Source organism: Breoghania sp. JC706 (assembly GCF_037026715.1).
Classification (GTDB): domain Bacteria; phylum Pseudomonadota; class Alphaproteobacteria; order Rhizobiales; family Stappiaceae; genus Breoghania.
Map to the genome: position 1 here is coordinate 457,806 of NZ_JBANCG010000002.1, position 23,105 is coordinate 480,910.

The window sequence follows — 23,105 nt, forward strand, 5'->3', positions numbered from 1 at the left end:
CGGGCAAGAAAAAAGGCTCCGGCGGCAAACCGGAGCCCTGGTCGTCCGTTGCGATCGCGCAGCGCTCTACACGTCGAAGAAAACCGTCTCGTCATCGCCCTGCATGTGGATGTCGAAACGATAGACGGTGCCCGTCGGCGTTTCGCGCCGTTCGGCGATCAGCGTGCGGCGGCGCTCTTCCGGCACCGACTGCATCACCGGATCGGCCGCGTTCGCCGCCGCCTCGTCGGAGAAGTACACGCGCGTATAGGCATGCACCAGCATGCCGCGGGCGAAGACGATCATGTTGAGATGCGGCGCCTCGCCTTCCTCAGGTGAGCCCGGCTTTATCGTATCGAACCAGAACTTGTTCTCCGGGTCGGTGCCGGTGCCGCAGCGCCCGAAACCTGTGAAATGCGCGTTCGGGCGGCGCGTATCTTCCGGATGGTTGAAACGGCCCTCAGCGTCCGCCTGCCAAATCTCGATCATCGCATCGTTGATCGGGTCGCGGTTGCCGTCATAGACGATGCCTTCCACGCGGATGCGCTCGCCTTCGGTTTCCGCATCCGTCAGCGTGGTGTCGGCGATCGCGGTGTGCGGGTAGCCGTACTGGCCGGCAGTCAGGCCGTAGGCGAAGTAGGGGCCCACCGTCTGCGACGGGGTCTGCTTCAGGGCTTCGCTCTTCATCTGGCTCATGTCTCAATCCTCCATCGGCGTTTCGTTGCGTCCGCGAAGGACGATGTCGAAGATGTAGCCGAGGGCGAAGTCCGGCTCTGTCACGTCGATCGCGAACTTCGAGATCAGGCGCTCGCGGGCTTCCGCCGGCGTGCCGAGATAGATCGGATCGAGATCGAGCAGCGGATCGCCGGGGAAATACATCTGGGTGACGAGCCGCGTGGCGATGGAAGGGCCAAGCAGCGAGAAGTGGATGTGGTTCGGCCGCCAGGCGTTGAAATGGTTGCCCCAAGGGTAGGCGCCGGGCTTGATCGTGCGGAAGGTGTAGCGGCCCTCGTCGTCGGTCACGCAGCGCCCGCCGCCGAAGAAGTTGGGGTCGAGCGGGGCGTTGTGCTGGTCCACCTTGTGGATGTAGCGACCTGCGGCGTTCGCCTGCCACACCTCCACCAGAGTGTTGCGCACCGGCCGGCCGTCCTCATCGAGAACGCGGCCCGTCACGATGATGCGTTCGCCCAGCGGCTCGCCGTTCTTCGCGCCGTTCTTCGTCAGGTCCGAATCCAGCACGCCCACCTTCTCGTGCCCGTAAACGGGGCCGGTGCGTTCCGAAAGCGTCTGCTTCAGCGGGATCAGCGGCTTGGTCGGCGAGCGCAGCACCGTCGACTTGTAGGGCGCGTGCAGATAGGCCGGATGGGACATCCAGTCACGCGAATTGTAGGGCTTGTTCATGCGGTCTGTCCTCCTCGACCCCGACATTCCTCCTCTCGGGGCTCTCCATGTCGGCGCAAGATGCCCTCATGTTCCGGTTATGTAAAATAACAAATTTCGCCCATTGGCATATTCATATGGTTATATGGAGCCATGCTCGACGCCCGCATCAAGTTCCGACACCTGCAGTGTTTCCTGGAGATCGCCCGTCAGGGCAGCATCAGCCGGGCGGCCGAGGCGCTTGCCATCACCCAGCCGGCCGCCTCCAAGGCGTTGCGCGAGCTGGAGGAGGTTCTGGCCACCCGGCTCTTCGAGCGTTCGCGCAAGGGGATCCGCCTGACCCGTTTTGGCGAGGTTTTCCTGCGTCATGCCTCCGCCTCCGTCATGGCGCTGCGCGAAGGGGTGGAGAGCGTGGCGGCGGCGCGCGACAGGGGCGGTCATGTGGTGACCGTCGGTGTGCTGCCCAATGTCGGCGCCCGGCTGATGCCGCGTGCGCTGGCGCTGCTGCGCCAGGCGGCGCCCGAAACCCTCGTGCGGATTGCGACCGCCTCCAACGCGCAGCTCCTCGACGAGCTGAAAAGGGGGGATCTGGATCTGGTCGTCGGCCGGCTCGTCGGTCCCGCCGACATGGTCGGGCTCACCTTCGAGCAGCTCTATACCGAACCGTTGACGCTGGTCGTGCGCGCCGGCCATCCGCTGGCATCCGCCCGCCCCTTCGATCTGGCCGCGATCACCGACTATCCGGTCTCGCTGCCGTCGGCCGGCACGGTCATTCGGGGCGATATCGACCGCTTCTTCATCGCCCATGGCGTCCGGCTCCCGGCGGAACGGGTGGAGACCATCTCCGTCACCTTCGGCCGCGCGCACGTGCTGGCCGGCGACACGGTCTGGGCCGTGCCGCGCGGGGCGGTCATGGGCGATCTGGAGGCCGGGCTTCTGGCGGAGCTGCCCATCGACCGGGGTCCGCTGGAGGGCTCCATCGGTCTGACCATGCGCTCCGACGTACCGCCGAGCCCGCTCGTCGCCATGCTGATTTCGACCATCCGGGAGGTGGCGGGCGAGATCCGCGCGGAGGGGTAGAAAGAAGATGGCAATGGACGAAGGGAAGGGAACGCGAGCGCCTGCGGCGCACTGATTTGCTGGCTTCCGGATCGGCGCTTGGCTTCGCCTCGCTTGTCCGGAAGGAGGAAGCTGTGGTTAAGCCGCAAGTCAACCACTTGATCCTCATTCCGGGCGGTCTGCGCCGCAAAGCGGCATGGCCAGACCCGGAACCCAGCGCAACAAGCGCGCCCGAAGGGCGCTCCCCGTCTCAATCCCCCGATCCCCGCCTCACGGCATCGGGATCTGGCCCATATCCTTTGGCACGTTGTAGCCGCGCTGAACGGCCGGGCGTGCGGCCACGGTTTCGTACCAGCGCTTCACATGCGGGTAGGCGTTCAGGTCCACACCCTGCCATTCGAAGCGCGAGGCCCATGGCCAGATCGCCATGTCGGCGACGGAGTAGTCTCCGGCCACATATTCATGCTGCGAGAGCTGGCGGTCGAGCACCCCGTAGAGCCGTTCCGCCTCCTTGGAAAAGCGTTCCTCCGCATAGGGCGCTTTGCCGGGATTGAAATGCAGGAAGTGGTGCGACTGGCCGAGCATCGGGCCGAAACCGCCCATCTGCCACATCACCCATTCCACCGCGCGCCACCAGGCCGCCTGGTCCTGGGGCATGAACAGGCCGGTCTTGCGCGCCAGGTACATCAGGATCGCGCCCGATTCCATCAGCGACAGGCCGGTTTCCCGGTCGACGATGGCCGGGATCTTGTTGTTGGGCGAAATCTTCAGAAAGTGCGGCTGGAACTGCTCGTCGTTCTGAATGTCGACGGCGAAGGCCTGATAGGGCAGGCCGCATTCTTCCAGCATGATGGAGACCTTGCGCCCATTGGGCGTGCTCCAGGTATAAAGATCGATCACGAGAGGCTCTCCGTCTCAACGCCGACCCGGGTCAGGCGTTGGCCTTTTCGTATTCCGCAACCACGGCGGCTGCTTCCTTGAAGGCGGTGTTGGCGGCTGGAACGCCGCAGTAGATGGCGCACTGCATGAGGACTTCCTTGATGTCCTCCGGCTCCAGTTCGCCCTCGAACAGGGCGGCGCGCACATGCATGACGAATTCTTCGAAGCGCCCGAGCGCGACCATCATGGCCAGCACCAGCAGGCGTCGCGTCTTGTGGTCGAACCGTTGTCGCGTCCAGATCTCGCCCCAGGCATAGCGGGTGATGAGATCCTGGAAATCGGACGTGAAGGCCGTCTTGCCGGCCTCCGCGCGGTCCACATGGGCATCACCCAGCACGGACCGCCGCGTCTTCATTCCCAGCTCATGCCGCTCGCCTTCGTCCATTGAACGCTCCTGCCTGCTGATTTCTTGCGCGAACACGCTTGATCTTTCTCGCGAAGATGAAAGGTGGGGCAGCACCCTGACGCCGGCCGCCGTCGCGGTCAACTGCCAAGACGCGGCCGAAAGCAGTGAGGTCACCGTTGCCGACAAAAGACCATCACAAAAAAGTTGGCCCCTGGCCAGGCGTTCGCGGATGCCGGAAAGTGCGATCCAACTCTCTGGAGAAAAAGAGAAAAAGTAGAATTTGTCCTGATTTAGGCGATTGGTGCGCGTCGGGTGAACAGTCCGTCCAATGGACGGAACGGCATCGCGCTTCCTACATGTGCTGCACTGCAACACGGGACGCCCGACCGGCGCCCGCCTCAATGACGACGACACTTCAAGGAGCACTCATGGTCCGCCTCGCCGCCGCAGCCCTCGCCGCCAGCCTCATCGCTGCCCCCGCGCTTGCCGAACCCGTCGCCTACACCGTCGACAAGAGCCACAGCTCGATCTTTTTCTCCGTCGAGCACCTGGGCTTTTCCACCATCCACGGCCGTTTCGGCGCCTACGATGCGGATATCGTGCTCGACGAGGACGACCTCGCCAACTCCAAGGCCAAGGTCACCATCGACATGTCGAGCCTCGACACCTTCTGGGACGCCCGCACCGAGCATCTGAAGTCCGCTGACTTCTTCGACGTTGCGAAATATCCGGAAGCGACTTTCGTCTCCAAGTCGTTCGAGAAGACCGGTGACGACAAGGTCGCGGTGACCGGCGATCTGACGATCCACGGCAAGACCAAGGAAGTCACCATCGACTTCACGGTCAAGAAGGTCGGCCAGAACCCGATGGCCAAAGTCAGGGCGATTGGCCTCGTCGGCACGACGACGCTGAAGCGCTCCGATTATGACGTTGCCGGCTATGCGCCGGCGGTGGCCGACGAGGTGCCGCTGCGTATCGATCTGGAACTCGACCAGAAGCAGTAGTAGGCGACAGCTTTGGGAACTCGGCGGGACCGGGCGCACTTTGCATGCTGCCGGTCCCATCGGGACCCGGACGTCACTTGAAATGGGGTCTTCGATGCTTCGCAACACGGCCACGGGCTATGGTCTCGTCTCCATCGCCTTTCACTGGGCAATGGTCGCGCTGATCGTTTCGCTGTTTGTCCTGGGGCTCTACATGACCGGCTTGCCGCAGGCGGATCCAGGCACTTTCGTGCTCTATCAGCTTCACAAGTCGCTCGGCTTCACGGTGTTGGCGCTGGTCGCTGTCCGGCTGCTGTGGCGGCTGGCGAACCCGACGCCTCGGCTACCTTCCGGCATGCCAGCGTGGGAGCGGGCGGGCGCGCATGCGAGCCATTTCGTGCTTTATCTGCTGATGTTCGCGATCCCGCTTTCCGGCTGGCTGATGGTATCGGCCTCGCCCTGGAGCATCCCGACGGTGCTCTACGGCGTGCTGCACGTGCCGCATCTGCCGGTTCCCGCCATCCTCGGCGACAAGTCGGCCGCCGAAGCCACGCTCAAGAGCGTGCACGAGATTCTCGCATGGGGGCTGATCGGGCTTGCCGCCTTCCATGCCGCTGCCGCAATCAAGCACCATCTGGTAGCTCGTGACGACACTTTGCGCCGCATGGTGTCGCCGGTCCCCGCGCGGCAACCCTCGCGCATCTGACATTCTGGAGTATTGCGATGAACAAGATGGTTGCGGGCGCGCTCGCGGTCGCCTTCCTGATTTCCCCTGCGCTGGCTGCGACCGCCGCCGACGCTGCCGAATGGACGGTCGATCACGACGCCTCCAAGCTCACCTTCAAGGTGCGCCAGGGCGACAAGCTGATCACCGGTTCCTTCGGCAAGTGGGATGCGAAGATCGACATGGATCCGGAGGCTCCGGAAACGGCCGCGATCAACGTGACGGTAGATACCGGAAGCGTTTCGACCGACGACGGCCAGATGGGGCAGACGCTGACGGGCGATGCGTGGCTTGCGACCGGCGCGCATCCAAAGGCGACCTTCACCTCCGACGAGGTCGTGCCGACCGGCGACGGTACCTTCGACGCGGTGGGCACGCTCACCATCAAGGACATCGCCGTGCCGATGACGCTGCCTTTCTCGCTCAAGGTCGATGGCGACAAGGCCGTGGCCAGGGGCGGCAGCACGCTGGAGCGTCAGGATTACAAGATCGGGTCGGAAATCGACGACGCCACGCTCGACGGCACCGTGAAGGTCGAATTCGACGTGGTCGCGACGAAGAAGAAGTAGGCGGGGCCCCACGCCGTTCTTCTCCCCGCCCACGGTCTCTCCCTCATCATCGCCCGGTTTTGTCCGGGCAATGGCGAGGGACAGCGCTGGATCACCCGGACGGAGCCTGTGCCCGTGAAAGCGGGGGCCGGGTGATGACGGTGGAGAGATTGGGGCAGGGAGGCTGGCCGCGGAGGCCGCTTCAACGCGCCCGAGACGCGAGGCCACGAACTCCGCTCCACTTTCCGGCCCCTATCTCAGATCGAGCCGAGCGTGCGCGCCATGTCGATGCCGCTCTTGCCGCTGGCCTTGGCGACGTCGTCGAGCGTCATCTGGGTCGAGGCGACCGTGTAGCCCTTCGCCTTCAACGCTGCGGCGAGGCTTTCGCCCGTGTGGCCGAAGATGGGGGCGACGGTTTCCACCGAGCTCGCCTGCAGCTTGCCCATCACCGCGACCAGCGGGTTGCCGGAGCTTCCGCCGCTGGCAGGGATCATGAAGATTGCCGCAGCGACGATGGAGAGCGCAAGTGCTATGCCCATGGCCGGTCGCTTGAAGTAGCTGGAAAACGGCCGCCAGTTTTTCCAGATATGCAGCACGAACGGCACGATCAGCACCATCGACAGCCATTCGTGCATGCCGTGGAAGAGGCCGGAGCCCCAGTGGAAAAACAGGGCGATGCCGGAGATCAGGGATACGAGAAACAGGCCCGTGGTGAGGGGGGTGGCGTAACGCGATAGAAAGGCAGGCATGACGAACCTCTTTGCTGGCTGGTTCCGATGTCGGACCGCTTGCGATTGGCAGCTTTTTTCGGCGATGCCGTCCCCTCCACGGCGGGCCTTTCGATCTCCTACCCCTGCCTCGCTGAACCCATTATGAACGGGCGAAGGCCATCCCGGCCCCGCGTGCGCTTTTTGTTGGCGCGGTGCCCCATTGCGCGTAAAACCCGCTCGATCGTTTCGCGCAATTGGGAGAGAGACGCGCCATGACCGTCCAGCCGACGACGCCCCCCGCCTATACCCACACCTCGCTCATGCCGCTGAGCGCGGACACCACGCCCTACCGCAAGCTCACATCCGATTTCGTCTCCTTGGACACGTTCCGCGGCGAGGAGGTCGTGGTTGTGGAGCGCGAGGGACTGCGGCTTCTGGCCGAGGAGGCCTTCAAGGACATCAATCACTACCTGCGTCCGGGCCATCTGGAGCAGTTGGTCAGGATCCTCGACGACCCGGAAGCGACCGACAACGACAAGTTCGTCGCCTTCGATCTCCTGAAGAACGCAAACATCTCCGCAGCCGGCGTTCTGCCCATGTGCCAGGACACCGGCACGGCCATCATCATGGGCAAGAAGGGGCGGCGCATCTGGACCGACGGCGGTGACGAGGCCGCGCTCGGCGAGGGCGCGCGCGATGCCTATTTCCGCAAGAACCTGCGCTATTCGCAGCTGGCGCCGCTCTCCATGTTCGAGGAGAAGAACACCGCCAACAACATGCCGGCGCAGATCGACCTCTATGCGGAGGGCGACGACGCCTACAAGTTCCTGTTTATGGCCAAGGGCGGCGGCTCGGCCAACAAGACCTTCCTCTTTCAGGGCACGCCGGCGCTTTTGACCCACGACCGCATGATCGATTTCCTGAAGGAAAAGATCCTGACGCTGGGGACGGCCGCCTGCCCGCCCTATCACCTCGCCATCGTCATCGGCGGCACGTCTGCCGAGATCAACCTGAAGACGGTGAAGCTCGCTTCCGCCCGCTATCTCGACAATCTGCCGACGCAGGGCTCGATGCTGGGCCATGCCTTCCGCGATCTGGATATGGAAGCGGAGATCCACAAGCTGACGCAGGCCTCGGGCGTCGGCGCGCAGTTCGGCGGCAAGTACTTCTGCCACGATGTCCGCGTCATCCGCCTGCCGCGCCACGGCGCCTCGCTTCCCATCGGTATCGGCGTCTCGTGTTCCGCCGACCGTCAGGCGACCGGCAAGATCACGAAGGACGGCATCTTCCTCGAACAGCTGGAGATGCACCCGGAGAAGTACATGCCGGAGGTGACCGACGAGCACCTGTCCGACAACGTCGTGAAGGTCGATCTCACCCGGCCCATGTCGGAAATTCTCGGCGAACTGACCAAGCACCCGATCAAGACGCGGCTGTCGCTGACAGGCCCGCTGATCGTGGCGCGCGATGCGGCGCACGCAAAGCTGCGCGAACGGCTGGAAAAGGGCGAGCCGCTGCCCGACTACATCAAGAACCACCCGGTCTATTACGCCGGTCCCGCCAAGACCCCGGAAGGCATGCCGTCCGGCTCCTTCGGGCCGACCACGGCGGGGCGGATGGATTCGTTCGTCGATCAGTTCCAGGCAGCCGGCGGCTCCATGGTGATGCTTGCCAAGGGCAACCGCTCGGCGCAGGTACGTCGCGCCTGCCAGGCCCACGGCGGCTTTTATCTCGGCTCCATCGGCGGCCCGGCGGCGCGTCTTGCCCAGGATTGCATCAAGAAGGTCGAGGTCGTGGAATATCCAGAACTCGGCATGGAAGCCGTGTGGCGGATCGAGGTCGTCGATTTCCCGGCCTTCATCGTCATCGACGACAAGGGCAACGACTTCTTCAAGGAACTCAATCTTGGGTGAGGCCGGCTCGGCCTCGAAGGACATCTGGCCGGAGCCGATCCGCGCCGCCTTTTTCCGTCAGGCAGGCTCCTGTCGCGATCTCGGTTCGCCCTTCATGGGCGAGTTGATGGAGATGTTCGCGCGAGAGGGCCTGCCCGAGGGGGCATTGCGAACGCGGCTCGTCGAATGGACAGGCGAGCCGTCGGCGAAGGGGGACGCCGTGCCGCTGCGCCTGGCCGGTGCGTTGCATCGGCTCGTCCTCGACGGCGCGGCGCCGGAGCTTGCCGCCTGCTATCCCGTGCAGGCGGCCGGGTTCGACGCCGACCGGCTGCGCGCCGCGCTGGCGGTCGTGGTTCCCGCGCATGAGCGGTTTCTTTGCGATTACCTCGAAAGCCCGCCGCAGACCAACGAGGTGCGTCGTTCCTCGATGGTGATGGCGGGGCTGATGGAGATTGCAGCGGCGACCGCCTTGCCGCTGAGCCTTCTGGAAATCGGCTCCAGCGCCGGGCTCAACCTGTGTCCCGATCTTTATCGCCACGAGATGAAGGACGTCGTCGCAGGCAATCCCGCCGCGCCCTTGACGCTGGCACCCGAATGGCACGGCCCTAGGCCCCTGGCCGTCGTGCCAAGGATCGCCACACGACGGGGCTGCGATCACAACCCGCTCTATCCCGGCCGGGAGGATGACGTCCTGCGCCTGAAATCCTACACCTGGCCCGATCAAATCGACCGGATGGAGCGGCTTGAAAAGGCGCTTGCAGTGGCAAGCGGTGCTTCTCTGGACGTCGAAAAGGCGGATGCGCTTGACTGGCTGGAGCGCCAGCTTGCACGGTCAGAACCGGGCCGGTGCCAGGTCGTCTATCATTCCATCGTGCTGCAATATCTGCCGGATGCCGACAGGGAGCGGTTTGCGGAGATCGTGCAGAAGGCGGGGCAGCGGGCGGGCAAGGCGTCTCCGTTGGCGTGGCTGGCAATCGAGGCTGACGGCAATACGCCTGGCTGCGCCGTCAAGCTTGCCCTGTGGCCGGACGGAGAGATCAGGACGTTGGCACGCGCAGATTTCCACGGACGGTGGATTCGCTGGGGGGAGGCGTAGGACCGTCTCGAGGGATGGACCGCACAACGACAGCCCGCAAATCCCTTGCGGTACGGTATCCCGCCTCAGACAAACTCGCCGCTCGGCTCCGCCGCCTGCCAGCGCCGGAGCGCTTCTTCCAGGTCCGTCTCGTATTCGTAGCCCATCGCCGGCAGAACGCCCGGGACCACGTTGGTGGAGTGGACGAGCTTCATCACCCGCGCCCGGTTGACCGAGGTCTTCTTGCCCAAAAGCCCCAGCATCTCGAAGGCGAGACCGCCCGCCAGCATGACGGGAAGCGGGACCACGCCGAGGGGTGCCTTGAAACCGGCCACCTTGCGGAACGCGTCGCAGATGTCTTCCGTCGTATAGCGCTCGCGGTAGGCGAAGTTGAAGGTGATCTCCGGCTCCTCGCGCTCAAGCGCGAAATCTAGCATGCGCAGCAACTCGCCCACATAGCCGCAGGCCTTGATCGTTTCCTTGCGGCCCGGATAGACCATACGGCCCTTTTTCAGGAGCCCGGCGAGCCGGGTGAAGTTGCCGCCCTCGCCGGGACCGAAGACGACCGCCGGCCGCACGATGCGCAGGTGTCGTTCCGCATCGGCGCGGGCCCACGCGCGATGGATCTCCTCCGCCTGATACTTGGAGCGGCCATAGGCGGAGTTGGGCTCGAGCGCGCCGGTTTCGTCCTTCGGTTCCTCGCAGGGGCCGTAGACGGAAATGGAGGAGGTGAAGACCATCGTCTTGCAGCCGGCGGCGCGGGCGTAGTCGCACACATGCGTCGCGCCCAGAACGTTGGTCCAGTGGTACTCCCAGTCCTCGTAGCCCGGCGTGGTGTGGACCGCGGCCAGATTGTAGACGACGGAGGCCGGGCCCAGCGCCGCGGCGTCGATCGTCTCGCGCACGTCGCAGGTCAGGTACTCGACGCCGGCGACGGTGCGTTTCGGGGCACGGATGTCGGCCGAAATCACGCGGGCATGCTTTCCCCCGGCCACGAGGTGCGCAAGCAGATGCGAGCCGATGAAACCGGCGCCGCCGAAGACGATTGCGGTGGAAGAGGGCATGGAGGTGTTGCTGTCCCGTTCGCAGTGGTCAAGCCAGGAATATCGGCAAACTCTTTCGATACTCTTGAGAAAAACGACAGGACGCGCGTTATCGGGCGGTAGGTTGCTTCGGGCGCGGCGGGGCGGCACACGGCAGCCGCGTCACCCCTTCTTGCGCTTTGCCAGCGGGTGATGCTCGTCAACCAGCTTGCGCAGGCGTTCGTCCAGCACGTGGGTATAGATCTGCGTGGTGGAGATGTCCGCATGGCCCAGCAACTGCTGAACGATCCTGAGATCCGCGCCGTTCTGGAGAAGGTGGCTCGCGAACGCGTGACGCAGGACGTGGGGCGAGATTTTCGACGCCTTGATGCCGACGCCGGCCGCCAGCGCCTTCAGATCGCGCGCGAAGGCCTGGCGGGTGAAATGGCCGGTTTCGCCGAAGGAGGGAAACAGCCAGGGACTGCCCGCAAAGGCACCGGCGGCGTTTCTGAGAGCGGTGTAGTCGCGCATGGCGGCGCTTGCGCGGTCCGACAGAGGCACCATCCGTTCGCGCCCGCCCTTGCCGCGCACGATGATCATTTCCGCACCCGGCCGCGTCGCTCCGATCGGCAGGCTGACCAGTTCGGAGACGCGCAAGCCCGTGGCATAGAGCAGCTCCAGCATCGTGTAGAGCCGGTGGGCGCGAAGCTGGCGGGCGACGCTCTCGCCGCCGAGCGAGGCGTTGAAGCGCGCCGCCTCGATCAGCCGGTCGACCTCCGCCTCGCTGAGGGTTCCCGGCAGGCTCTTGCGCGCCTTGGGCGCCGCGATCGGCCCGGTCGGATCGTCCCCGCGCAGGTTTTCCGAATACAGGAATTTGCAGAACTGGCGCAGCGCGGAAAGCCGGCGCGCCTGTGTGGAGGCGGCAAAGCCGCGGGCGGTGAGGTCGGAGAGATAGGCGGATATGTCTTCGCTCGACGCCTCGGCGGCATCCTTGCCCGTCGTCGCCAGAAAGCCCGCGAAATCATCGAGGTCGCGGCGATAGGCCTCCAGCGTGTTGAGCGCGACGCCCCGCTCCACCGCCAGCATCTCCAGAAAAGTCTCGATCAGATGGGCCGAACTCAACTGTGTCTTCCCTGACCTGATGCCGTTCTCAACGTCCCGCCCGGTCTATCCTGTCGGGCGGCAGCTGGACAGTGATATCGTGCGGGGTCGGCGTCACAAGGGTGCCGAGCGACCAGACCGCCGCGTAGCCGAGCCCGCCCAGGACAAGGACAATGAAGAGATAGCGCGTCAGCGTCGGCATGGATCGTTCTCCGCTCATGCCGGGCACGGCAGGCTTCGTCGGCATGGGGCACGCCCTAGCCCTTTTGCATTTTTTGAGCAAGCCCGCGCGCCTGGCAAGGTCGGCCTTCGCTTGCGAATGTGGATTCTTTCACAAGAGGCACCGGGCGGGGCTGATGGCCAAGCTTGACAGAGCGCCATGGCGTAGGCTCAAAGCTAGGGCGTACGCCCCGCAGCGCCGCTTGAAGCCGGCCCGCTTGAAGCCAGGCCCGCTTGAAGCCAGGCCAGGGGGCAAGTTCGAATGCGTCGAGTGACAAGGAGGGCTGCCGCGTGAGCGTGGCCGATCCGGCGACGGGGGACCGGGGGTCCCACGGCAGGAAGAACGTGAAGTCCGATCCGGCCAGCGGGCCGGATACGGATGACGTGCGCGAGCGGCTGGGTGCGCGCACGATCGTGCTCGTCGGCATGATGGGCTGCGGCAAGTCCAGCGTCGGCCGGCTGCTGGCCGCCCGGTTGAAGCTGCCTTTCGTCGACGCCGACACCGAGATCGAACTGGCCGCCAATCTCACGATCCAGGAGATCTTCGCCCGCCACGGCGAGACCTATTTCCGCGCCGGCGAGCATCGCGTGATCGCGCGTCTGCTGGGGCAGGGGCCGCAGGTTCTGGCCACCGGCGGCGGCGCCTTCATGAACCCCGCGACCCGCGAGCTGATCGCGCAAAGCGGAATATCGGTCTGGCTGAAGGCGGATTTCGAGACCCTGTTCGAACGCGTCAGCCGGCGCACCAACCGGCCGTTGCTGCAGACGCCGGACCCCGCAGGCGTCCTCAAGCGTCTGATCGCGCAGCGCGATCCCGTCTACGCCAAGGCGGATGTCTGCGTTGATTCGCGCAACGTCCCGCATGAACAGGTCGTCAGCGAGGTCGTGGCCGCCGTCGACGGTCACATGCGCCAGATCGATGAGCGATGACCGATAGACCCAGAGCCGACGGATACGGAGCCGGCAATACGGAGAAGGTGGCGTCATGACAGAATGTCTTGCGCAGGCGGAGGTGCGGCGCACCGTGCGCGTCGATCTGGGGGAACGCGGCTACGACATCGTGATCGGCGATGGCCTGATCGCGAAGGCCGGCGCGCGCATCGCGGCGCTGTTTCCCGGCGCCCGCGTCGCCATCGTCACCGACGAGACCGTCGCCGCGCATCACCTGCCGGCTTTCCTTGCGTCGCTGGAGGCGGCCGGCCTTTCCCACGAGACCTTCGTGGTCAAGCCCGGCGAGGGCTCCAAGTCCTTTCCCGTGTTTGAGGATCTTTGCGACAGGCTGCTCGGCGCGCGCCTGGAACGCGGCGACGTGGTGGCCGCGCTCGGCGGCGGCGTGATCGGCGATCTCGCCGGCTTCGTCGCCGGCGTCGTGCGACGCGGCATGCCTTTCGTGCAGGTGCCCACCACGCTTCTCGCGCAGGTGGATTCGTCCGTCGGCGGCAAGACCGGCATCAATACCCCGCACGGCAAGAACCTGATCGGCATCTTCAACCAGCCGGCGCTGGTGCTCGCCGACACCTCGGTGCTGGACACGCTCTCGCCCCGCGACTTCCGCGCCGGTTATGCGGAGGTCGCCAAGTACGGGCTGATCGACGATCCCGACTTCTTCGCCTGGCTGGAGGCGCACTGGGCGGGCATCTTCGAAGGCGGGCCGGCACGCATCGAGGCAATCGCTCATTCCTGCGAGGCCAAGGCCCGCGTGGTGGCGGCCGACGAGCGCGAGGGCGGCGTGCGCGCGCTGCTCAATCTGGGCCATACCTTCGGCCATGCGCTGGAGCGCGGCGTCGGCTATGACGGCGCGCTGCTGGTCCACGGGGAGGGGGTCTCCATCGGCATGGTGCTGGCGCACCGCTTTTCCGTCGAACTGGGGCTTTGTCCGGCGGAAGACGCGGCGCGCGTGGAGCGGCATCTGGCGAAGGTCGGCCTGCCCACCCATATGTCGGACATTCCCGGGCAATTGCCCGGCGTGCCCGAACTGATGCGCTCCATTGCGCAAGACAAGAAGGTTTCGCGCGGCGCGCTCACTTTCATCCTCACCCGCGGCATCGGCCGGTCCTTCGTGGAGAAGGGCGTGGACCCGGCCGCGGTCGAAGGCTTTCTTGAGCGCAGCGGCGACAGGACGTGATGTTGGACAAGATTGACGGAGTGGTTGCAGCGATATCCGGGCTCGGCAGCGAGTTCTGGCTGACACTGGTCGCTATTCTGGTGCTTCTGGTGCTGTCCGGGTTCTTCTCGGGCTCGGAGACCGCGCTCACCGCGGCCTCCCGCGCCCGCATCCACCAGATGGAGAAGTCCGGCGACAAGCGCGCGACCATCGTCGCGAAGCTGATTTCCTCGCGCGAGCGGCTTATCGGCGCGCTGCTTCTGGGCAACAACCTCGTCAACATTCTGGCCTCCTCGCTCGCGACTTCGCTGTTCCTGTCGCTCGTTGGCGATGCCGGCGTCGCCTATGCGACGCTGGTGATGACGCTGATGGTGCTGATCTTTTCCGAGGTGCTGCCCAAGACATGGGCGATCGGCGATCCGGACCGCTTCGCGCTCGCCGTCTCGCCGATCGTGCGCGTCTGCGTTGCCGTGTTCAGCCCGCCGATTGCCGCGATCGAGATCCTGGTGCGCAAGCTCCTCAGCCTGTTTGGCGTGTCGGTGGAGGAGGGCGCGGACGTGCTTTCCGCGCGCGAGGAACTGCGCGGCGCGGTGGACCTGCAGCATCTGGAGGGCGGCCTCATCAAGGCCGACCGTGACAGGCTTGGCGGCCTTCTGGATCTGGCGGAGCTGGAAGTCTCCGACGTCATGATCCACCGCACCAACATGCAGACGCTGAACGCCGATGACGCGCCGGGCGATCTTGTCGATCAGGTGCTGGCGAGCCCCTACACCCGCCTGCCGCTGTGGCGCGAGAGCCCCGACAACATCATCGGCATCGTCCATGCCAAGGACGTGCTGCGTGCGGTGAAGGAAGTGGGCGGGGACATGTCGCGCCTCGACATGGAGCAGATCGCCACCCCGCCCTGGTTCGTGCCCGACACCACCTCGCTCCAGGACCAGCTCAATGCCTTCCTGAAGCGCAAGTTCCATTTCGCCATCGTCGTCGACGAGTACGGCGAGGTGATGGGCCTGATGACGCTTGAGGACATCCTTGAGGAGATCGTCGGCGACATTTCCGACGAGCATGACGTGGTCGTGCAGGGCGTGCGCCCGCAGCCCGACGGCTCGGTGGTGGTGGACGGCTCCGTGCCGATCCGCGACCTGAACCGCGCGATGGACTGGGAACTGCCGGACGAGGAGGCGACGACCATTGCGGGCCTCGTCATCCACGAGGCGCGGATGATCCCGGAGGAACGCCAGGCCTTCACCTTCCACGGCTTCCGCTTCACGGTGCTGAAGAAGGAGAAGAACCGGATCACCCGGCTGCGCCTGCTGCCGCTGGCGAACGTGCTGAAGGCGGGCGAGTAGCCGGGCCGCGAAGTGTCCCGGTTCCACCCTCTTGTGCACCGGCTTTGCGGAAAAATCCGAGTTCAGCCCGCACTGGCCTTGATCGCCAGCGCATGGACCCCATTTTTGAGTTCCTCGGCCAGCGCCTCGTTGACCATGCGGTGCGCTTCCACCCGGGACTTGCCTTCGAAGGCCTTCGATACCACCTCGACCCTGAAATGCGTTTCTCCCCCCTCCTTCCAGCCGGAATGGCCGGCATGCCGGTCCGACTCGTCGATCACGCCGAGCACCGTGGGAGCGAAGGCGCGGGTGAGTTTTTCCTCGATTCTGGTCTTGGTCGTCATCGTTGGTGCCCTTGTTGGTAACCCTGTCTGGGTAGCCTGACGTGAAACGTCCGATTATCCTCGGAGGATTCGTGCCGGCCGTTTCGATATAGTAGCGGGCCGCGCTCGTGCCATGGAGGCCGGCCGTGGCGCGGACACCCTTGTCACTGGATCAGTGTACGACGTGATGAAACTCGATTCGAAGCTCTTCGACAGCATAAGGATCAAGCCGGACAAGGAGCGGCTGGAAGCGGAGAAGGTGCCCGGCTGCCAGTGGGAGGGGTGCACCCATCCCGGCACGCACAAGGCGCCGCGCGGGCGTGGCGCGGAAGGCCAGTACCTTCATTTCTGCATCGACCATGTCCGCCTCTACAACAAGAGCTACAACTATTTCGAGGGCATGGACGACACCCAGGTGCGCGCCTATCAGAAGGATGCGCTGACCGGCCATCGCCCGACCTGGAAGATGGGCACCAACAAGGGCCCCGACGAGCACAAGCCTTTCCGGCGCACCTGGAACGCCGATGCGCACGATCCGTTCGAGTTCTTCGACGGTAGCGAGGCGCCGCGGCGCGAACAGCCGCGACGGCGCAAGGTCAAGATCCTCGAGAAGCGCTCGCTGGAGACCCTCAATCTCGACGAGTATGCCGACAGCGCCGCCATCAAGACGCGCTACAAGGAACTGGTGAAGCAGCTCCACCCTGATGCCAATGGCGGCGACCGCTCCACCGAGGAGCGCCTGCGCCAGATCATCCAGGCCTACAACATCCTGCGCCAGTCCGGTTTGGTGTGAGGGCGGGGCTGGTGTGAGGGCGGACCTGCGGAGAGCGCGGGACGCGGGCGGGCGCTTCGCACAGCTGTCACAAAAGGCGCTCCCGCAGTGCACACCGGCTCTGGAACTTTTCCGGATCATGGCCTAACCTGCGCCGAACGCCGCCCTCAAGACCGGGCGCGAGCGCGCCGGATCCGAAGGCCGGGAACCTGACGACAAGGGGACCTGACGGAGAGTCCGGCGGTTGAATGGCGCTCGAGCCCGACAAGCGCGCTTTCCCCGCCTGCGCCGGATGAGAGCCCCTAACAATTGACCTTGACCCCAGCCCGCGACAGACGGGCATGTGGAGGACCGATGACGGACCAGACAACGACAAGCGCCGAAATGCCCGACATGAAGATTTCGGTTGCCCAAGTCTTCGGGATAGAGAGCGATCTGGAAGTGCCGGCCTATTCCAAGACCAGCGAGCACGTTCCGGAAATCGATCCGGACTACCTGTTCGATCGCGCCACGACGCTCGCGATCCTCGCCGGATTCGCCCGCAACCGCCGCGTCATGGTCACTGGCTATCACGGCACCGGCAAGTCCACCCACATCGAGCAGGTCGCCGCCCGGCTGAACTGGCCCTGCGTGCGCGTCAACCTCGACAGCCACATCTCGCGCATTGACCTGATCGGCAAGGACGCCATCGTCGTGCGCGACGGCAAGCAGGTCACCGAGTTCCGCGACGGCATCCTGCCCTGGGCCTATCAGAACAATGTCGCGCTCGTCTTCGACGAATACGATGCCGGCCGCCCCGACGTGATGTTCGTCATCCAGCGCGTGCTGGAATCCTCCGGCCGCCTCACGCTGCTCGACCAGTCGCGCGTCATCCGTCCGCACCCCGCCTTCCGCCTGTTCGCCACCGCCAACACGGTGGGCCTGGGCGATACCTCGGGCCTCTATCACGGCACCCAGCAGATCAATCAGGCCCAGATGGACCGCTGGTCGATCGTCGCCACGCTGAACTACCTGCCGCACGACAACGAGGTGAACATCGTTCTGGCCAAGGCCAAGCACTACCAGAACGAGGAAGGTCGCCAGATCGTCTCCAAGATGGTGCGCATGGCCGACATGACCCGCTCCGCCTTCGTCAACGGCGATCTGTCCACGGTCATGAGCCCGCGGACCGTCATCACCTGGGCGGAGAACGCGGACATCTTCGGCGATCTCGGCTACGCCTTCGTCGTGACCTTCCTCAACAAGTGCGACGAGATGGAGCGTTCCGTCGTGGCGGAGTTCTATCAGCGCTGCTTCGGCCAGGATCTGCCGGATTCCTCGGCCAACGTGGTTCTGTCGTAACGCCGGTCGGAGATCTCAGCCAATGGCGTCGAATACAGGACGGGGCAAGGGCGAAAACCCGAACGAGCCGTTCAAGCGGGCCGTGGGCGCGACCATGCGCGCCATATCCGGCGAGCCGGAGCTGGAGGTGATCTTCTCCTCCGATCGCTCCTCGCTCGCCGGCCAGAAGGCGCGGCTGCCGGAGCTTCCGCGCAAGCCGTCGGCGCGCGACATCGCGGTCTCGCGCGGTCAGGGCGACGCGATGGCGCTGCGGCTTGCCTGTCACGATGCCAAGGTGCATCGCCAGTACGCGCCCGAGGGCCAGGAGGCGCGTGCCGTCTACGAGGCGGTGGAGCAGGCGCGCTGCGAATCCATCGGCGCGCGGCGGATGTCGGGGGTCGCGGACAACTTGTCCGCCATGCTGGACGAGCGTTACGTGCGCGCCGGCTATGCCGACGTGACCGAGCGCTCCGAGGCGCCGCTGGAAGACGCGCTGGCGCTGATCGTGCGCGAAAAGCTCACCGGCAAGGCTCCGCCGGCGTCCGCATTGCCCGTCGTCGACATGTGGCGGAGCTGGATCGAGGAACGTGGCGCCGGTGCACTCGACGGCCTGCTTTCGCGCATCGACAACCAGAAGGACTTCGCCACCGGCGTGCGCTCGCTGCTCGCCGCCCTCGACCTTGCGGAGGACATCGGCGAGGAGAGTGAGGATCAGGACGAGGACCAGCAGCCCGAGGGCGGCGAGGACCAGAGTTCGGAAAACTCGTCGGGCGAAAGCGAGGAAATGGAGGGCGAGGACACCGCCGAGGCCCAGGAAAGCGAGATGCCCGGCTCCGAGGAGGAGATGGGCGAATCGGAAGCCGGCGACACCTATGCCGATGATTTCCAGGATCAGGAAGGCGATGCGGAGGCCGAGGATGCCGGCGAGGCGCAACGCCCGGAGTTGCCCTTCACCAACCAGCCGCCTTCCGACTACAAGGTTTTCACGACGCGCTTCGACGAGGTCGTTCTGGCGGAGGATCTTTGCGAGGCTGCGGAACTCGACCGGCTTCGCGCCTTCCTCGACAAGCAGCTCGTCAACCTGCAGGGCGCTGTCTCCAGGCTCGCCAACCGCTTGCAGCGCCGCCTGATGGCGCAGCAGAACCGCTCCTGGGACTTCGATCTGGAAGAGGGTATTCTCGATACCGCCCGCCTGCCGCGGCTCGTCATCGATCCGATGCAGCCGCTCGCCTTCAAGCAGGAGAAGGACACCAACTTCCGCGACACCATCGTCACGCTGCTGCTGGACAATTCCGGCTCCATGCGCGGACGTCCGATCACGGTGGCGGCGGCGTGTGCCGACATTCTCGCCCGCACGCTGGAGCGTTGCGGCGTGAAGGTGGAGATCCTGGGCTTCACCACGCGCGCGTGGAAGGGCGGCCAGTCGCGCGAGGCCTGGCTTGGCGCCAACAAGCCCGTGACGCCCGGCCGTCTCAACGACCTGCGCCACATCATCTACAAGGCGGCCGATGCGCCGTGGCGGCGGGCCCGGCGCAATCTCGGGTTGATGATGCGCGAGGGGCTCTTGAAGGAGAACATCGACGGCGAGGCGCTGGAATGGGCGCACACCCGGCTTCTCGGCCGGCCCGAGCAGCGCCGCATCCTGATGGTCATCTCCGACGGCGCGCCGGTCGACGATTCCACGCTGTCGGTCAATCCGGGCAACTATCTGGAGCGGCACCTGCGCCATGTCATCGAGGCGATCGAGACGCGGTCTCCGGTCGAACTCATCGCCATCGGCATCGGCCACGACGTGACCCGCTACTATCGCCGCGCGGTCACCATCGTCGATGCGGAGGAACTGGCAGGCGCCATGACCGAGCAGCTCGCCTCGCTGTTTGAGGAAATGCCGACGCATGGTGCAAGCCGGGGCGCGAGCCAGGGCGGTCGCGGCCGTCGGCGCGCGTGACAGGCGAGCCGTGCGGGCCACGGGCGTTGTCCGGCCGTGGTCTGGCGGGGCGGGCGATGGCTCTTGCGCTCTCCCTGGTGCTCGCCGTCGGCGCACCCGCCCTCGCCAAGGACCGGCGCACGCTCGCGCCCGGCCGGCATGACCTGCAGATCCGCTTCGAGCCGCTTCCCTCCTTCAAGCTGCGCGATCATGAGCGCACGCGGTTCGGGGCTTTGAAATGGCTGGGCGGCGGTGTCCTGTCCTCGCCCAACCCGCATCTGGGCGGGCTCTCCGGGCTCGAAGGTCTGGACGGCGGCCGTCGCATGCTCGCCATCTCCGACAACGGTTTGTGGTTTTCCTTCGATCTCGATATTGACGCGAACGGAGCGCCTGTCGGCATCGGCAAGGCCTGGGTAGCGCCGATGCTGGACCGGGCGGGCAATCCGATGATCCGCAAGTCGGAGGCGGACAGCGAGGGGTTGGCACTGCGCCCGCGCGCTGACGGCGGCGACGACTATCTCGTGTCCTTCGAGGGCGATCCGCGCATCTACGCCTATCGCGACGAGACGGCCCGGCCGGATACCGACGAGTTCCCTCTGCCGCGCGATATCCGCCGTCATCTGGGCTCCAACCGGGGGCTGGAAGCGCTGGCCTATGCCGCCTCCGGACCGTTGGCGGGTGCGACGGTGGCGATCGGCGAACTCGACAAGCTGCGCAGCGATCGTCTGTCGGGATGGCTCTTCCGCACCGACGGCAAGCGCGTGTCCTTCTCGCTGCTGGCAAGCGACAACTATGCTGCCACCGATGCCGCATTCCTGCCCGGCGGCGATCTGCTGCTGCTGGAACGACGCTTCAACCTCGCCCAGGGCGTCGGCATGCGCATCCGCCGGTTTCCCGCCGCTGCCCTTGCTGGGGCGGATGGTCTTGCCGGCACGGTCCTGGTGGAGGCCGATCTCTCCTATCAGATCGACAATATGGAAGGCCTTTCGGTCGATGTTGACGAGGCTGGTCGTGTGCTCCTGACGGTGATTTCCGACGACAACCGCTCGATCCTGCAGCGCACGCTGCTGCTGCGCTTCGAACTGGTGGAGCGCGGCCAGACCCCGAAAGCGAAGCCGACGCGGTAGATCGTTTCAGGGGAGCTGATCGCGGGGTTTCGTGCTGCGGCCCATCCTTCAAGACGACCCTTAGGGCCTCTTCAGAGCCCGGCCCGGAAATGGTATCGGGCTATGCGCTTTCGGTTATTCCCCCTCATGCCCCACCGCCGTCATTGCCCGGCGAAGTCCGGGCAATCCACCGCCAGCCGCAGCATTCGGTGCGCGCGCTGGATCACCCGGACTTCGCCGGGTGATGACGATGGAGGGGTATGAAGGCGCGGAGAATTCGAGGCGAAGAACCGGTTACCGTTTTCGGACCAGGCTCTGAGGCGGACGCGAAGCGTCCGTCTCTAAGGACGGGCGGCTTGCGCCCGTGCAGCCGTGAATTGCTCTGGCCGAACGGGATTCATGCGGCCTGCTCAACGCGTTACCGTAACGCGCAGCGGCAAGGTGAGCCGCTACGTATCAGCGCACCCGTAAACCAATTGACCCGAATCCCGCTCCTGTCAGAAAAAGGCCAGAAAACCGCCACTTTTTCCGGCTTTTGGTTTGAAAATGCTCTGGGCGTGTAAACGTCTTGGTTACCAAGATATCTGACAGTCGTAGCCGTAGTCAGCCGAAGCACCCGGTTCAGCGCAGTGACCGCTGCCGGTGTTCAGTATCGAGTAAGCGGCGTCGTACGGCCGCCAGATATGCCAGTCTGGATCCGCATGTTTTTGAGTAAGAAGCCGTCCGGCTCTTCCTGCCCGACCAAAGGCGGAGAAAGTGCGCGAACACGAGGCTCGCGCGTCGGACTTGTCATTCCGTGCGTCGCGTTCGCGGGGCTCGCCTTCGCTCTCGCGCTGTCGGGCGCGGCGATGACATTCGTGTCCGTTTCTTCCGAGCACCGCCTGAGCGCGGACGCACGGTCCTTTTCCTCCATGATAACGCCGACGCCGGGCTATCGTTCCGCGCGCATTTCCTCTGCCGTCCTCGCCGGACGCGACCGCGCCGCGCGCGCTAAGGCCGCCCGCCTGGAAGTCGCCGAGGACGCCGCAGCCGGGTTCGATACGCTCGCCGCCCGCCTCAACGAGGAAACCGCGCAGGCCAACCGGACCGTCTCGATCCAGAAGGCGGCCGAGATCGCGCTGGCCGCCGAGCTTGCCAAGCGGGTGCTGACCCGTCGGCTGCTGGCGGCACGCGGCATGATGCCAGACGCAGCCCCCGATGCCACCCCCGGGGAGGCGCCGGTCCGGCTTGCCTCGCTCGAGGTGGAGGCGGACGATGGCGGCGACGTGCTGGAGGTGCCGCTTGCTGTGGAGCCGGAGCCCAAGCCCTCGATCGAGATCGAGGCCGAGGTCGAGACGGAGACTCAAGGCAACGGCGGCCGTGTCGCGGTGCGCGAGGAGGTCGAGGTGGAGGAGACCCCCACCGTCGCCGCGCTTCTGCCGGAGATTGCACCTGTTCCCCAGCGCCGTCCCGATGTGCGGGTCGCCGCGCGCCAGAGCACCGGCAAGCCCGCCGTTCTCGCCTATGCGCGCGCGGAGGATCCCGAGGACGATGAGGGCGGCGTCTTTTCGGGTCTGAAGAAGGTGTTTCGGTCCAACGACATGGCCATGCCCGGTCGCGGCAGCGGCGTCGCCGTCTATGACATCAAGGCCGCCGTCGTCTACATGCCCGACGGGCAGAAGCTGGAGGCCCATTCCGGCCTCGGCCACATGAAGGACAACCCGAATTACGTTGATCGCCGCATGGTCGGCCCGACGCCGCCCAACATCTACAATCTGCGCATGCGCGAGGCGCGCTTCCACGGCGTGGAGGCGATCCGCATGCTGCCGACGGACCGCGACGCGATGAACGGCCGCGACGGCATCCTCGCCCACACCTACATGCTGCGCGGCACCAACGGTTCCAACGGCTGCCTGGTGTTCAAGCACTACGATAGGTTCCTCGCCGCCTTCAAGGCCGGCAAGGTCAACAAGATCATCGTCGTGCCGGACCTCTCCCACCTGCCGACCTACATGGCCTCGCTTTGAAGTGAGGGGGCGGAGGTTGATCCGAACGCGGCGATAGCGATGCGTGCCGATTGACGGAACCTGCAGGGTGCTGTGCCCGCGCCGCTCGCTCCCCTCTCCCCCTTGTGGGGGAGATGTCACGCGCATGCGTGACAGAGGGGGGTAACGCTGCTTGCTCCGAACCTGCCGCTTCACCCCCCTCTGTCGGCCAAGGCCGACATCTCCCCCGCAAGGGGGAGAGGGGAACGAGTGGCAGGCGCACG

At 65.5% G+C, this 23,105-nt stretch carries 23 protein-coding genes; 14 read left to right on the forward strand and 9 right to left on the reverse strand.

Annotated features, from left to right (window positions below):
- Positions 1-66 precede the first annotated feature (66 nt).
- Both pcaG and pcaH read right to left on the reverse strand, forming a co-directional pair.
- Positions 67-675 (reverse strand): protocatechuate 3,4-dioxygenase subunit alpha, encoded by a 609-nt coding sequence (pcaG, locus tag V2L18_RS05170; RefSeq protein ID WP_336176760.1) that lies wholly within the window; start codon positions 673-675, stop codon positions 67-69.
- Between the two features lie 3 nt (positions 676-678).
- The gene (gene pcaH / locus V2L18_RS05175; RefSeq protein ID WP_336176761.1) at positions 679-1,380 is read right to left on the reverse strand and encodes a protocatechuate 3,4-dioxygenase subunit beta; all 702 of its coding nucleotides are present in this window, start codon (positions 1,378-1,380) and stop codon (positions 679-681) included.
- A gap of 132 nt (positions 1,381-1,512) precedes the next feature.
- On the opposite strand from pcaH, the gene pcaQ reads away from it, so the two are divergent.
- Positions 1,513-2,439, forward strand: a complete 927-nt coding sequence (gene pcaQ, locus V2L18_RS05180; protein ID WP_336176762.1) for a pca operon transcription factor PcaQ — start codon at positions 1,513-1,515, stop codon at positions 2,437-2,439.
- Between the two features lie 249 nt (positions 2,440-2,688).
- Here the strand turns inward: pcaQ and V2L18_RS05185 are convergent, their stop codons facing one another.
- Positions 2,689-3,318 (reverse strand): glutathione S-transferase N-terminal domain-containing protein, encoded by a 630-nt coding sequence (locus V2L18_RS05185; protein WP_336176764.1) that lies wholly within the window; start codon positions 3,316-3,318, stop codon positions 2,689-2,691.
- A 31-nt stretch (positions 3,319-3,349) separates the two neighbouring features.
- Positions 3,350-3,742: a 4-carboxymuconolactone decarboxylase gene (gene pcaC / locus V2L18_RS05190; protein ID WP_336176765.1), complete on the reverse strand. Its 393-nt coding sequence runs from the start codon at positions 3,740-3,742 to the stop codon at positions 3,350-3,352.
- 389 nt (positions 3,743-4,131) lie between these two features.
- On the opposite strand from pcaC, the gene V2L18_RS05195 reads away from it, so the two are divergent.
- The 3 genes from V2L18_RS05195 (at position 4,132) to V2L18_RS05205 (ending at position 5,979) form a co-directional block, all read left to right on the forward strand.
- A complete protein-coding gene (locus V2L18_RS05195; RefSeq protein WP_336176766.1) occupies positions 4,132-4,707 on the forward strand; it encodes a YceI family protein in 576 nt (191 codons plus the stop codon).
- A gap of 94 nt (positions 4,708-4,801) precedes the next feature.
- Positions 4,802-5,392: a cytochrome b gene (locus V2L18_RS05200; RefSeq protein WP_336176767.1), complete on the forward strand. Its 591-nt coding sequence runs from the start codon at positions 4,802-4,804 to the stop codon at positions 5,390-5,392.
- 17 nt (positions 5,393-5,409) lie between these two features.
- A complete protein-coding gene (locus V2L18_RS05205; RefSeq protein WP_336176768.1) occupies positions 5,410-5,979 on the forward strand; it encodes a YceI family protein in 570 nt (189 codons plus the stop codon).
- A 236-nt stretch (positions 5,980-6,215) separates the two neighbouring features.
- On the opposite strand, the gene V2L18_RS05210 is transcribed toward V2L18_RS05205, so the two are convergent.
- Positions 6,216-6,707 (reverse strand): DUF4405 domain-containing protein, encoded by a 492-nt coding sequence (locus V2L18_RS05210; protein WP_336176769.1) that lies wholly within the window; start codon positions 6,705-6,707, stop codon positions 6,216-6,218.
- A gap of 281 nt (positions 6,708-6,988) precedes the next feature.
- On the opposite strand from V2L18_RS05210, the gene V2L18_RS05215 reads away from it, so the two are divergent.
- Together V2L18_RS05215 and V2L18_RS05220 are read left to right on the forward strand one after the other, a co-directional pair.
- On the forward strand, positions 6,989-8,581 hold the full coding sequence (locus V2L18_RS05215; protein WP_336177014.1) for a fumarate hydratase: 1,593 nt from the start codon (positions 6,989-6,991) through the stop codon (positions 8,579-8,581).
- Positions 8,574-9,656, forward strand: coding sequence for a DUF2332 family protein (locus V2L18_RS05220; protein ID WP_336176770.1), 1,083 nt, complete (start codon positions 8,574-8,576; stop codon positions 9,654-9,656). Before V2L18_RS05215 ends, V2L18_RS05220 begins: the two co-directional genes overlap by 8 nt.
- Before the next feature lie 65 nt (positions 9,657-9,721).
- On the opposite strand, the gene V2L18_RS05225 is transcribed toward V2L18_RS05220, so the two are convergent.
- The 3 genes from V2L18_RS05225 to V2L18_RS05235 form a co-directional block, all read right to left on the reverse strand.
- Positions 9,722-10,699, reverse strand: coding sequence for an NAD(P)-dependent oxidoreductase (locus V2L18_RS05225; RefSeq protein WP_336176771.1), 978 nt, complete (start codon positions 10,697-10,699; stop codon positions 9,722-9,724).
- A gap of 141 nt (positions 10,700-10,840) precedes the next feature.
- Positions 10,841-11,779, reverse strand: a complete 939-nt coding sequence (locus V2L18_RS05230; protein WP_336176772.1) for a site-specific tyrosine recombinase XerD — start codon at positions 11,777-11,779, stop codon at positions 10,841-10,843.
- Positions 11,780-11,807: 28 nt separating this feature from the next.
- The gene (locus V2L18_RS05235) at positions 11,808-11,960 is read right to left on the reverse strand and encodes a hypothetical protein (RefSeq protein WP_336176773.1); all 153 of its coding nucleotides are present in this window, start codon (positions 11,958-11,960) and stop codon (positions 11,808-11,810) included.
- 362 nt (positions 11,961-12,322) lie between these two features.
- Here V2L18_RS05235 and V2L18_RS05240 point away from each other — a divergent pair, with 362 nt between their 5' ends.
- Genes V2L18_RS05240 through V2L18_RS05250 form a run of 3 tightly spaced genes read left to right on the forward strand, consistent with a single transcriptional unit; the run spans position 12,323 to position 15,430 of the window.
- On the forward strand, positions 12,323-12,907 hold the full coding sequence (locus V2L18_RS05240) for a shikimate kinase (protein ID WP_336177016.1): 585 nt from the start codon (positions 12,323-12,325) through the stop codon (positions 12,905-12,907).
- Positions 12,908-12,962: 55 nt separating this feature from the next.
- The gene (aroB, locus tag V2L18_RS05245; RefSeq protein WP_336176774.1) at positions 12,963-14,102 is read left to right on the forward strand and encodes a 3-dehydroquinate synthase; all 1,140 of its coding nucleotides are present in this window, start codon (positions 12,963-12,965) and stop codon (positions 14,100-14,102) included.
- On the forward strand, positions 14,102-15,430 hold the full coding sequence (locus V2L18_RS05250) for an HlyC/CorC family transporter (RefSeq protein ID WP_336176775.1): 1,329 nt from the start codon (positions 14,102-14,104) through the stop codon (positions 15,428-15,430). The genes aroB and V2L18_RS05250 overlap by 1 nt, the downstream gene beginning before the upstream one ends.
- A 62-nt stretch (positions 15,431-15,492) precedes the next feature.
- Here V2L18_RS05250 and V2L18_RS05255 read toward each other — a convergent pair whose 3' ends face one another.
- The gene (locus tag V2L18_RS05255; protein ID WP_336176776.1) at positions 15,493-15,753 is read right to left on the reverse strand and encodes a BolA family protein; all 261 of its coding nucleotides are present in this window, start codon (positions 15,751-15,753) and stop codon (positions 15,493-15,495) included.
- A 166-nt stretch (positions 15,754-15,919) separates the two neighbouring features.
- Between V2L18_RS05255 and V2L18_RS05260 the strand changes: the two genes are divergently transcribed.
- From V2L18_RS05260 to V2L18_RS05280, 5 genes are all read left to right on the forward strand, one after another.
- Positions 15,920-16,525 (forward strand): DnaJ domain-containing protein, encoded by a 606-nt coding sequence (locus tag V2L18_RS05260; RefSeq protein WP_336176777.1) that lies wholly within the window; start codon positions 15,920-15,922, stop codon positions 16,523-16,525.
- 333 nt (positions 16,526-16,858) lie between these two features.
- Complete coding sequence (cobS, locus tag V2L18_RS05265; RefSeq protein WP_336176779.1) at positions 16,859-17,845, forward strand: cobaltochelatase subunit CobS; 987 nt, start codon at positions 16,859-16,861, stop codon at positions 17,843-17,845.
- 22 nt (positions 17,846-17,867) lie between these two features.
- Positions 17,868-19,772 carry a cobaltochelatase subunit CobT gene (gene cobT, locus V2L18_RS05270; protein ID WP_336176781.1) on the forward strand — a complete coding sequence of 635 codons (1,905 nt, stop codon included), beginning with the start codon at positions 17,868-17,870 and terminating at the stop codon, positions 19,770-19,772.
- Between the two features lie 56 nt (positions 19,773-19,828).
- Positions 19,829-20,878: an esterase-like activity of phytase family protein gene (locus V2L18_RS05275; RefSeq protein ID WP_336176783.1), complete on the forward strand. Its 1,050-nt coding sequence runs from the start codon at positions 19,829-19,831 to the stop codon at positions 20,876-20,878.
- A 680-nt stretch (positions 20,879-21,558) separates the two neighbouring features.
- Entirely contained in the window at positions 21,559-22,863 is a 1,305-nt protein-coding gene (locus V2L18_RS05280) for a DUF2778 domain-containing protein (RefSeq protein WP_336176784.1), read from the forward strand.
- Positions 22,864-23,105 lie beyond the last annotated feature (242 nt).

Bases quoted from the DNA above. Each gene is read 5' to 3' on its own strand.
- pcaG (WP_336176760.1), bottom strand. From the start codon at position 675: ATGAGCCAGATGAAGAGCGAAGCCCTGAAGCAGACCCCGTCGCAGACG.
- pcaH (WP_336176761.1), bottom strand. From the start codon at position 1,380: ATGAACAAGCCCTACAATTCGCGTGACTGGATGTCCCATCCGGCCTAT.
- pcaQ (WP_336176762.1), top strand. From the start codon at position 1,513: ATGCTCGACGCCCGCATCAAGTTCCGACACCTGCAGTGTTTCCTGGAG.
- pcaC (WP_336176765.1), bottom strand. From the start codon at position 3,742: ATGGACGAAGGCGAGCGGCATGAGCTGGGAATGAAGACGCGGCGGTCC.
- V2L18_RS05195 (WP_336176766.1), top strand. From the start codon at position 4,132: ATGGTCCGCCTCGCCGCCGCAGCCCTCGCCGCCAGCCTCATCGCTGCC.
- V2L18_RS05200 (WP_336176767.1), top strand. From the start codon at position 4,802: ATGCTTCGCAACACGGCCACGGGCTATGGTCTCGTCTCCATCGCCTTT.
- V2L18_RS05205 (WP_336176768.1), top strand. From the start codon at position 5,410: ATGAACAAGATGGTTGCGGGCGCGCTCGCGGTCGCCTTCCTGATTTCC.
- V2L18_RS05210 (WP_336176769.1), bottom strand. From the start codon at position 6,707: ATGCCTGCCTTTCTATCGCGTTACGCCACCCCCCTCACCACGGGCCTG.
- V2L18_RS05215 (WP_336177014.1), top strand. From the start codon at position 6,989: ATGCCGCTGAGCGCGGACACCACGCCCTACCGCAAGCTCACATCCGAT.
- V2L18_RS05225 (WP_336176771.1), bottom strand. From the start codon at position 10,699: ATGCCCTCTTCCACCGCAATCGTCTTCGGCGGCGCCGGTTTCATCGGC.
- V2L18_RS05235 (WP_336176773.1), bottom strand. From the start codon at position 11,960: ATGCCGACGCTGACGCGCTATCTCTTCATTGTCCTTGTCCTGGGCGGG.
- aroB (WP_336176774.1), top strand. From the start codon at position 12,963: ATGACAGAATGTCTTGCGCAGGCGGAGGTGCGGCGCACCGTGCGCGTC.
- V2L18_RS05250 (WP_336176775.1), top strand. From the start codon at position 14,102: ATGTTGGACAAGATTGACGGAGTGGTTGCAGCGATATCCGGGCTCGGC.
- V2L18_RS05255 (WP_336176776.1), bottom strand. From the start codon at position 15,753: ATGACGACCAAGACCAGAATCGAGGAAAAACTCACCCGCGCCTTCGCT.
- V2L18_RS05260 (WP_336176777.1), top strand. From the start codon at position 15,920: ATGAAACTCGATTCGAAGCTCTTCGACAGCATAAGGATCAAGCCGGAC.
- cobS (WP_336176779.1), top strand. From the start codon at position 16,859: ATGACGGACCAGACAACGACAAGCGCCGAAATGCCCGACATGAAGATT.
- cobT (WP_336176781.1), top strand. From the start codon at position 17,868: ATGGCGTCGAATACAGGACGGGGCAAGGGCGAAAACCCGAACGAGCCG.
- V2L18_RS05275 (WP_336176783.1), top strand. From the start codon at position 19,829: ATGGCTCTTGCGCTCTCCCTGGTGCTCGCCGTCGGCGCACCCGCCCTC.
- V2L18_RS05280 (WP_336176784.1), top strand. From the start codon at position 21,559: ATGTTTTTGAGTAAGAAGCCGTCCGGCTCTTCCTGCCCGACCAAAGGC.